Source organism: Cupriavidus sp. 05N39 (assembly GCF_056397325.1).
The window spans coordinates 134,432-144,062 of record NZ_JBFTNE010000041.1 but is presented as its reverse complement, the minus strand read 5'-3'; the positions used below and the strand labels follow the sequence as shown (position 1 = coordinate 144,062).

Sequence of the window (9,631 nt, the reverse complement as noted above, 5' to 3'; positions counted from 1 at the left end):
ACTCAAACATGGCCCCCTCTTTTCCGCTCTTTTTGCCTGCCGACGAGGCGCCCCATACGGCCTGGTACACCTTGACGGCTCGCTTCGCATCGCGGGACTGTGTTTGCCGCCCCTCGGTTGGTAAACACGGCTACAACCTGAAGGTTTGAGTCGGCCATGGGTTTGCTCCCCTCTCCCGCTTGCGGGAGAGGGGCCGGGGGAGAGGGAGGGCGTTTGCAAGGGCGGGTCCGTCAAGTAACGATTGGTAGCCGTGTGGAGCGCCCCCAGGGGCGGGCCACACCGTCCCGCGATGCGAAGCGAGCCGTCAAGGTGTACCAGGCCGTATGGGGCGCCTCGGGATCCGACGAAAAGAGCGGAAAAGAGGGRSCCATGTTTGAGTATCGCCTTAAGGCGATGCGAGTTTGGCTCCCGGCCGCTCTTTTTGYCTGCCGACGAGGAGTCTTTCGCCCCATCCGGCGCGCCTTCTTTGCCTACTTTCTTGGCAAGACAAGAAAGTAGGTCGCCGCCCCGCAGGGGTGGTGAAACCGCCTTTGACTTTAAGCCTTTGACGTTGAAGTTAAGCCCTTGAAGCCAAGCAACAGAATCTCCCCACCCCACAAACAAGAAAAGCCCACGTTTTCACGTGGGCCTCCATTCTATGCCACCTGCCGGCCGTGCAGCGGCCAGCAGAGCACTCCCAGCACTCAGGAAACCTGCTGAATACCAGCCAGCAGCCAGCCACCGCTACCCGTCACCGGCTTCGCCAGGTTCCAGACTTCAGCGAAAGGCTGTGCCGGATCGCCGGCCTTTTCACGGATCATGCCGGAGAAGCGCACGCTGGCCAGATGCTGGGCCGGGCTGTCCTCGATGCCGAGCAGCTCGGCTTCCAGCGTGACCACGTCGGTCTTGTTGACCTCGGCGCCCCGCTCGGACAAGTCCATCTTGATCTCGGCAAACATTTCCGGCGTGGTGAACTCACGGATGTCCTCGAGATTGCCGGCATCCCAGGCAGCCTGCAGGCGCACGTAGTAAACCTTGGCGTTACGCAGGAAGGCTTCAGTGTCGAAGTCGGCCGGCACGCCCCAAGGCTGGGCCACGGCTGCAGCAGCGGCGGCACCGGCCATCACCGGCGCGGCGGACTGCAGCGGCGAGGCGGCGCCAGATCCGGACATCACGGGATTCGGTGCGCCGGCAGGCACTTGCTGGCGCAGCACCGGCTCGTTGCTTCCGCCCATGCCACCCGGGCCGTTACCAGCACCCGCTCCGGCATAGGCCGGTTGCTGCGGACGGCTCGCGCCGCCGCGGAACTTGCGGATCAGCCAGATCGCAACGAACGCCACCAGGGCGATCAGGATCAGGTTGGACAAGAAGCCCATGGCGGCACCGCCCAGGCCGAAGTGCGACAACAGCCAGCCAATGCCCAGGCCGGCGGCGATGCCGCCGAGCATGCCTCCCCAGTTGCGCTTGGGTGCGGCAGCGGCTGCCGCGCCAGCGCCAGCAGCGGCACCGGCCGGCGCGGCTTGCTGGGCCGGTTGCTGCTGCGCGGGCGTCTGGTTCGGCGATTGCTGTGCCGGCGCCTGCTGGCGCTGCGTCACGCCGGACGATTGCTTGCCAACGCTGCGAGACCCGCCGAGGCGTTTGGCGTTCGCGTCCAGCGCCATGCCGAGGGCAAGCGTGCCAATCAGCACACCCGCCATGAATCTTGCGCGAAATAGCGACATATCAGTGCTTCCCCTGTTAAGTTCGCTCATTTTTCCGTGAGCCTATATCAGTCTAGTACTTTCGCCCGACGTGGAGTGCTACCACTCCTGCCGTCAGGTTGAAGTATTCGACATTGTCCAGGCCCGCATGTTCCATAAGACGTACAAGTGAAACCTGGTCTGGATGCATTCTGATGGATTCCGCCAGATAGCGATAGCTATCGGAATCCTGTACCACGCGCTGCCCCAGCCACGGCAGGAACTTCAGCGAATAGAGATCGTAGGCCTTTTCCAGCGGCTTCCACACCTTGGAGAACTCCAGCACCATGACCTTGCCGCCCGGCTTGATCACGCGGCGCATCTCGGCCAGCGCCACGTCCTTGTGGGTCATGTTGCGCAACCCGAAGGATACGGTGACCACATCGAAGTAATTGTCGGGGAAGGGAATCCGCTCCGCGTCACACAGGCAGGTGGGGATGACGATGCCCTTGTTCAATAGGCGATCGCGGCCCACCCGCAGCATGGATTCGTTGATATCGGTCAGCCAGACCTCGCCGGCAGGTCCGGCCTGGCGCGCGAAGGCCTTGGCCAGGTCGCCGGTGCCGCCGGCGATGTCGAGCACCTTGAAACCGGGCCGCACGCCGGCCTGGGCGATGGTGAACATCTTCCACAGCCGGTGCATGCCGCCGGACATCAGGTCGTTCATGACATCGTACTTGTTGGCCACCGAATGGAAGACTTCGGCCACCTTGCCGGCCTTCTCTTCTTCCTTGACCTTCTCGAACCCGAAGTGGGTTTCGCTCATGACTCGCTCCAGAATTCAGTAATGGCCCGCGGGGCGCTCAGTGATGGCCGCAGGCATGGCCGCCGCCGGCCACCATCGGGGTGTCGCGGTCGACCCCGGCCGCTTCCAGGCGCTGCAGGTAGGCCTGCCAGATGGCATCCTGCTCTGCGCCCAGGCGGTAAAGCAGCTCCCAGGAATAGATGCCGGTATCGTGACCGTCGGAAAAACGGATCAGGATGGCGTAGTTGCCAACCGGCTCGACCGCGGCGATGGTGACATCGCGCTTGCCGGTCTGCAGCACTTCCTGGCCCGGGCCGTGGCCCTGCACTTCGGCCGAGGGCGAGTTCACCCTCAGGTACTCGAAGGGCAGCCGGAAGCTGGCACCGTTGTCGAAGCCCACCTCCAGCACGCGCGACTGGGTGTGCACGGTGAGGGCGGTGGGGTGGGGAGTATCTTTTTCGAGGCCTGCCATGATGGGTGGCGCGCGGCTTTCGGCGCGCCGCAAATCGCGGCCACACCCGCCTTCACGCTTCGTGTACGACCCGATAGCTTACCGCAGCCGCCTCGCCTTGCCCATCTTGCTCCGTCTTCCAGTGCGCGCCGTCCGCGGCAACGTAGCGCAGGCGGCGATCATGAAAGGCGGCTACCGTGCTGCGGTGGGCGATGCTGATGATCGCCGCGCCGGGCAGCGATTCCACCATCAGGCGGTACATCGCGCTCTCGGTCTCCTCGTCGAGCGCGCTGGTGGCTTCGTCGAGGAAGAGGTAGTCGGGCTTTTGCAGCAGCGCCCGCGCGAAGGCGAGCCGCTGCTGTTCGCCCGGCGACAAACGCAGCGACCAGTTGTCGAACACATCAAGCTGCTCGGTCAGGGCGCCGAGCTGGGCCTGGCGCAGCACCTCCTGCAGAGCCTCGCGGCTGTGGGCGGTGCCGGCGTCGGGATAAGCCAGCGCATCGGCCAGCGACCCGATCGGCAGGTAGCTGCGTTGCGGCAGGAACAGCAAGCTGGCCGCGCGCGGCATGGCTACCGTGCCGCTGCCATATGGCCAGATGCCGGCCAGCGCGCGGAACAACACGCTCTTGCCGCAGCCGGAGGGACCGCTGACCAGCCAGCGCTCGCCGGCGCCGATCTCCAGCGAGAACGGCGCCACCAGCGGCCGCTGGTGGATTTCGCCGCCATTGCCCGTGCGCACCGGCAGCGCCAGTGCTAGGGTGTCGATGCGGATGCCGTCGGCATCCGCCTGGTCCACCTCGATATCGCGCACGCCGGTGTGTTCCTGGTCCTGCCGCTCGGCCACCCGGATGGCGTCGCGGAAATCGATCAGCCGGTTGGCCGCGGCCTTCCAGCCGACCAGCGTCGCGTAGTTATCGACGAACCAGGACAGGGCGCCCTGCACCTGGCCGAATGCCGAACTCACCTGCATCAACCCGCCGAGCGTCATCTTGCCGGCGAAGTAGCGCGGAGCGGCCACGATCAGCGGGAAGATGATGGCGAACTGGGCATAGCCGGAATTGACGAAGGTCAGGCGCCGCGTATAACGCATCAACTGGTTCCAGTTGGCGCGAATGCGGTCGAAGCGCGAGCGCAGGCCGGCCTGTTCGGTCGGTTCCCCCCGGTACAGCGCCACGGGCTCGCTGTTCTCGCGCAGGCGCACCAGCGTGAAGCGAAAATCCGCCTCGTACCGCTCCTGCTGGTAGCTCAGCCCGATCAGCGGCCGGCCCACGAGGTGGGCGATCAGCGACCCGATCACCGCGTAGCCGATGGCGAACCACACCATATAGCCGGGAATGATGATCTCGTTGCCGCCGAGCATGAAGCTGATCGGCCCTGACACCGCCCACAGGATGCCAACGAAGGACAGCAGCGTTACCACCGAATTGAGCAGCCCGAGCGAGAGCGTCAGGGCACCATCGGTAAACGAGCGCAGGTCGTCGGCCAGCCGCTGGTCAGGGTTGTCAGTGGTATGGGTCTGCTCGATGCGGTAGTACGCCTGATGACTGAGCCAGTGGTCCATGAAGCGCCCCGTCATCCACGTACGCCAGCGCATTTGCAGCATCATGGTGTAGTACTGGCGCGAGATGGCCGCCACGATGAAGAAGCCGGCAATCCACGAAAAGCGGATCAGCAGCGCCTTGAAGGAGGCGTAGTCGTGCTGCTCCAGCGCGTTGTAGAACACGCGGGTCCAGTCATTGAGCAGCACATTGATATAGACGATGCCGAGATTGAGCGCGACGACGAAGGCCAGTAGCCCCAGCCCGGCCTTGCGGTCCTCGGATATCCAGTAAGGCTTGATCAGGTCCCAGGTCTCGCCCATCCGCAGGCGGCTCTGGACTTTGAGGGCACGGGCCGGCACGGCCGGGCCTGGAACGGTAACGGAAGTCGGTGTGGACATGGCACCTTTCGCGCGGGCGGGCCATGGCTGATCCACCGGCCCCGCTCTTGTGTGAATGAAGACAACGGGTGTTAGAAGACGGCGCTGCCCGGCTGGTTCCGGAAACTCCAAAAAACCGGCAGCAATCCGCGCCTCGGGTCAGCGTACTTCGTCCAGTTTCGCCAGGGCCGCACGCAATGCCGGCAGGCGCTGCGCAAGGCCGGCCAGGCGCGCGGCATCGGGCTCGCGCTGCGGGGCCGCCCAGACGGCTTCGGGGAAATGCGTGTCCCAGCGATAGCGTGGAATGATATGCCAGTGCAGGTGCGGCACCATATTGCCGAAAGCGGCAAGGTTGACCTTGTCGGGCGACATGGTCTCGCGCACCGCGCGCTCCACGCGCGCCACCAGGCGCATCAGCCAGGCCTGGTCGTCCTCGGGCAGGTCGGTCTGCTCGGCCACGTGGCCGTTCCAGACCACCCGGCAAAAGCCTGGAAAGCGCTCGTGCTCGACCAGGATGACGCGGGCGCGCTCGCCGCGCCAGGCCAGTTCGCCGCCGTCGGTCTCGCACAGGGGGCAGTCGGGGATGAGGTTCATGCGATCACTCCCGGGACGCCGGGGGCATCAGTCCGCTGCCCTGGGTTGGGGGAGAGGGCGGGAGCCTGCACGGAGTGAGAGCCTGCGGGCCGGCGCCCGTCCGCCCTCTCCCCCGGCTGCTCTCCCGCAAGCGGGAGAGGGGCGCAAACCAGAGGCTTGCCGAAGCGCATCGTGCTCACCGCCCTCGCCCCTTCCATCACACCAGCACCCGCTCGATGCCGCCCGAATTGGCCTTGGCCACGTAGTCCGGCATCCAGTTCTCGCCCAGCAGGTGCCTGGCCATTTCCACCACGATGTAGTCCGCCGTTACCGTGGCGTCTTCGTTGTAGCGCGACAAACCCTGCAGGCAGGACGGGCAACTGGTCAGGATCTTGACGTCGCCGACGAAGCCGTCGGTGCGCAGCTTGTCCGCGCCCTTGGTCATTTCCTCTTCCTTGCGGAAGCGGATCTGGGTGGAAACGTCCGGACGCGACACCGCCAGGGTGCCAGACTCGCCGCAGCAACGTTCGTTCTTCTCGATCTTGCCGCCGCCCTCGTTGCCGCCCATCAGCTCGTTGACGAGCTTGGTCGGGTCCATGGTCTTGATCGGGGTGTGGCAGGGGTCGTGGTACATGTAGCGCGTACCGGTCACGCCCTCCAGCTTGACGCCCTTCTCCAGCAGGTATTCGTGGATGTCGATGATGCGGCAGCCCGGGAAGATCTTGTCGAATTCATACCCGGCAAGCTGGTCGTAGCAGGTGCCGCAGCTCACCACCACGGTCTTGATATCGAGGTAATTCAGCGTGTTGGCGACCCGGTGGAACAGCACCCGGTTGTCGGTGACCATCTTCTCGGCCTTGTCGTACTGGCCGTTGCCGCGCTGCGGATAGCCGCAGCACAGGTAGCCCGGCGGCAACACGGTCTGCACGCCGACATGCCACAGCATGGCCTGCGTGGCGAGGCCGACCTGCGAGAACAGCCGCTCCGAGCCGCAACCCGGGAAGTAGAACACCGCCTCGGTCTCGGGCGAGGTCCGCTTCGGGTCGCGGATGATCGGCACGATCTCGTTGTCTTCGATATCCAGCAGCGCACGCGCGGTCTTCTTGGGCAGGTTGCCCGGCATCTTCTTGTTGATGAAGTGGATCACCTGCTCTTGCACCGGCGCGCGGCCCACCGTGGCGGGCGGGTGCGCGGCCTGCTTCCTGGCGAACTTCTTGAGCACGTCGTTGCCCAGGCGCTGCGCCTTGAAGCCCCAGTCAATCATGACCTTGCGGGTCATGTTGATGGTCTGCGGATTGGTGGCGTTGAGGAAGAACATCGACGCGGCGGTGCCGGGATTGAACTTCTTCTGCCCCATCTTGCGCAGCAGGTTGCGCATGTTCATCGACACGTCGCCGAAGTCGATCTTGACCGGGCACGGCGTCACGCACTTGTGGCAGACCGTGCAGTGGTCGGCCACGTCGGAGAACTCGTCCCAGTGCTTGATCGAGATGCCGCGGCGGGTCTGCTCCTCGTACAGGAAGGCTTCCACCAGCAGCGAAGTCGCCAGGATCTTGTTGCGCGGGCTGTACAGCAGGTTGGCGCGCGGCACGTGGGTGGCGCACACCGGCTTGCACTTGCCGCAGCGCAGGCAGTCCTTGACGCTGTCGGCGATAGCGCCGATATCGCTCTGCTGCATGATGATGGACTCATGTCCCATCAGCCCGAACGACGGCGTATAGGCATTGCGCAGGTCGGCGCCCGGCAACAGCTTGCCCTTGTTGAAGCGGCCCTGCGGGTCCACGCGCTGCTTGTACTCGCGGAACTCGCCGATCTCGTCTTCGGTCAGGAACTCCAGCTTGGTGATGCCGATGCCGTGCTCGCCGGAGATCACGCCGTCGAGCGAGCGCGCCAGCGCCATGATGCGGGCCACCGCGCGGTGGGCATCCTGCAGCATGTCGTAGTCGTCGGAATTGACCGGGATGTTGGTGTGCACGTTGCCGTCGCCGGCGTGCATGTGCAGCGCCACGAAAACCCGGCCGCGCAGCACCTGCTTGTGGATCTTCTGCGCTTCGTCGAGGATGGGCTTGAACTCGCCGCCGTTGAAGATATTGCGCAGCTCGGCGCGCACCTCGCTCTTCCAGGACACGCGGATGGTGCGGTCCTGCAGCAAGTGGAACACGGTGGCGTCCGGCTGCTGCGCCAGGCGTGCCTCGAAGGCCTGGCCGAGCAGGCCCAGCCCGTGGCCGATCAGCGCGGCGCGCGCGGTGGCCAGCGGCGTGTCGAGATGGTTCTGCAGATAGGTCCAGCGCGAGCGGATCTCGCGCAGCAGCTGCAAGGCGTGCTGCACGCGGTCTTCCAGCAGTTCGGCGCTGGGGATCTCGTTGGCGTCGTCGCTGCGGCCCAGCGGCAGGTTGCCGCGCGCGAAGAAAGCTTCCAGCGCGTCGGTCAGCTGGAGCTTGTTCTTGATCGACAGCTCGATATTGATGCGCTCGATGCCATCGGTGTACTCGCCCATGCGCGGCAGCGGGATCACCACGTCTTCATTGATCTTGAAGGCGTTGGTGTGCTTGGCGATGGCGGCGGTACGGGAGCGGTCCAGCCAGAATTTCTTGCGTGCCTCCGGGCTGACCGCGACGAAGCCTTCGCCGCTCTTGCCGTTGGCCATGCGGATGACTTCCGAGGTGGCGCGGGCCACCGCGTCCTGGTCGTCGCCGACGATATCGCCGATCAACACCATCTTGGGGAAGGCGTTGCGCTTGCTCTTGGTGGCATAGCCCACCGCGCGCAGGTAGCGCTCGTCCAGATGCTCCAGGCCGGCCAGGATGGCGCCGCCGGGGGTGCGCGTCTCGGCGTCGAGGTAGTCCTTGATCTCGACGATGCTCGGAATGGCGTCGCGTGCCTGGCCGAAGAACTCCAGGCAGACCGTGCGCACATGCGCCGGCATGCGGTGCAGGATCCAGCGGGCGCTGGTGATGATGCCGTCGCAGCCTTCCTTCTGGATACCGGGCAGGCCGGCCAGGAACTTGTCGGTCACGTCCTTGCCCAGGCCTTCCTTGCGGAACTTGCGCCCTTCGATGACCAGCGTTTCCGTGCGCAGTGGCTTCTCGCCGGGCGCACGGTTGCCATCCGACCATTTCAACTCGAATGTGGCGACCGGCACGTCATGGATCTTGCCCAGGTTGTGGTCCTGGCGCGTGACTTCCAGCCAGTTGCCTTCCGGGTCCACCATGCGCCACCAGGCCAGGTTGTCCAGCGCGGTGCCCCACAGCACGGCCTTCTTGCCGCCGGCATTCATGGCCACGTTGCCGCCGATGCAGGAGGCGTCGATCGAGGTCGGGTCGACCGCGAACACCAGCCCCGCCTTGTCGGCGGCATCCGCCACGCGGCGCGTCACCACGCCGGCGCCGGAGAAGATGGTCGCGACCTTGTGCGATACGCCAGGCAGGTCGGTCTGCTCCACCGGCCCGAGCTGCTCGAGCTTTTCCGTATTGATGACCGCGCTCATCGGCGTCAGCGGCACGGCACCGCCGGTATAGCCGGTGCCGCCTCCGCGCGGGATGATGGTCAGGCCCAGCTCAAAACAGCCCTTGACCATGCCGGCGATCTCTTCTTCGGTGTCCGGCGTGAGGACCACGAAGGGATATTCCACCCGCCAGTCAGTCGCGTCGGTCACATGCGAGACGCGCGACAAGCCGTCGAACTTGATGTTGTCCTTCTGCGTGATGCGGCCCAGCACGCGCAGGGTGCGCTTGCGCAGGTCGTAGGCGTCGGCGAACTCCTGCTTGAAGTCCTCGATCGCCTGCTTGGCAAAGCTGACCAGCTGCTCGACGCGGTGGGAGCGGTCCTCGGCCGCCGGTTCGGCATGCTCGGCACGGTCGGCGGCGCGGCGCTTTTCCACCTCGGACAGCCGATGGTGCAGTGCGGTCACCAGCATCTGGCGGCGCTTGGGATTCTCCAGCAGGTCGTCCTGCAGGTAGGGATTGCGGCGCACCACCCAGATATCGCCCAGCACTTCGTACAGCATGCGGGCGGACCGGCCGGTGCGGCGCTCTGCGCGCAACTCGTGCAGGATGCGCCAGGCTTCTTCGCCTAGCAGCCGGATGACAATCTCGCGATCCGAGAATGACGTGTAGTTATAAGGGATCTCACGCAGGCGCGGGGGCGCATCCTGCGAGGCGAGTTTGGCATCGAGCACGAGTGGGGCGTTCATGGGGAGGGACCGCTTCCTGTAGCGCACGGGGACG

6 protein-coding genes are annotated in these 9,631 nt (G+C 65.3%); all 6 read right to left on the bottom strand.

Going from position 1 to position 9,631, the window contains the following annotated elements; genetic code table 11:
- Positions 1-683: 683 nt before the first annotated feature.
- Positions 684-1,700, bottom strand: coding sequence for a Tim44 domain-containing protein (locus tag AC1DN0_RS20815; protein WP_441636260.1), 1,017 nt, complete (start codon positions 1,698-1,700; stop codon positions 684-686).
- A gap of 52 nt (positions 1,701-1,752) precedes the next feature.
- Positions 1,753-2,484, bottom strand: a complete 732-nt coding sequence (gene ubiE, locus AC1DN0_RS20810; RefSeq protein WP_045240829.1) for a bifunctional demethylmenaquinone methyltransferase/2-methoxy-6-polyprenyl-1,4-benzoquinol methylase UbiE — start codon at positions 2,482-2,484, stop codon at positions 1,753-1,755.
- Between the two features lie 37 nt (positions 2,485-2,521).
- A complete protein-coding gene (locus AC1DN0_RS20805) occupies positions 2,522-2,935 on the bottom strand; it encodes a gamma-butyrobetaine hydroxylase family protein (RefSeq protein WP_276291551.1) in 414 nt (137 codons plus the stop codon).
- 52 nt (positions 2,936-2,987) lie between these two features.
- Complete coding sequence (locus AC1DN0_RS20800; protein ID WP_441636262.1) at positions 2,988-4,853, bottom strand: ABC transporter ATP-binding protein/permease; 1,866 nt, start codon at positions 4,851-4,853, stop codon at positions 2,988-2,990.
- Between the two features lie 138 nt (positions 4,854-4,991).
- Positions 4,992-5,426, bottom strand: coding sequence for an HIT family protein (locus AC1DN0_RS20795; RefSeq protein WP_441636264.1), 435 nt, complete (start codon positions 5,424-5,426; stop codon positions 4,992-4,994).
- Between the two features lie 196 nt (positions 5,427-5,622).
- A complete protein-coding gene (locus AC1DN0_RS20790; protein ID WP_441636266.1) occupies positions 5,623-9,597 on the bottom strand; it encodes a DUF3683 domain-containing protein in 3,975 nt (1,324 codons plus the stop codon).
- Positions 9,598-9,631: the final 34 nt, after the last annotated feature.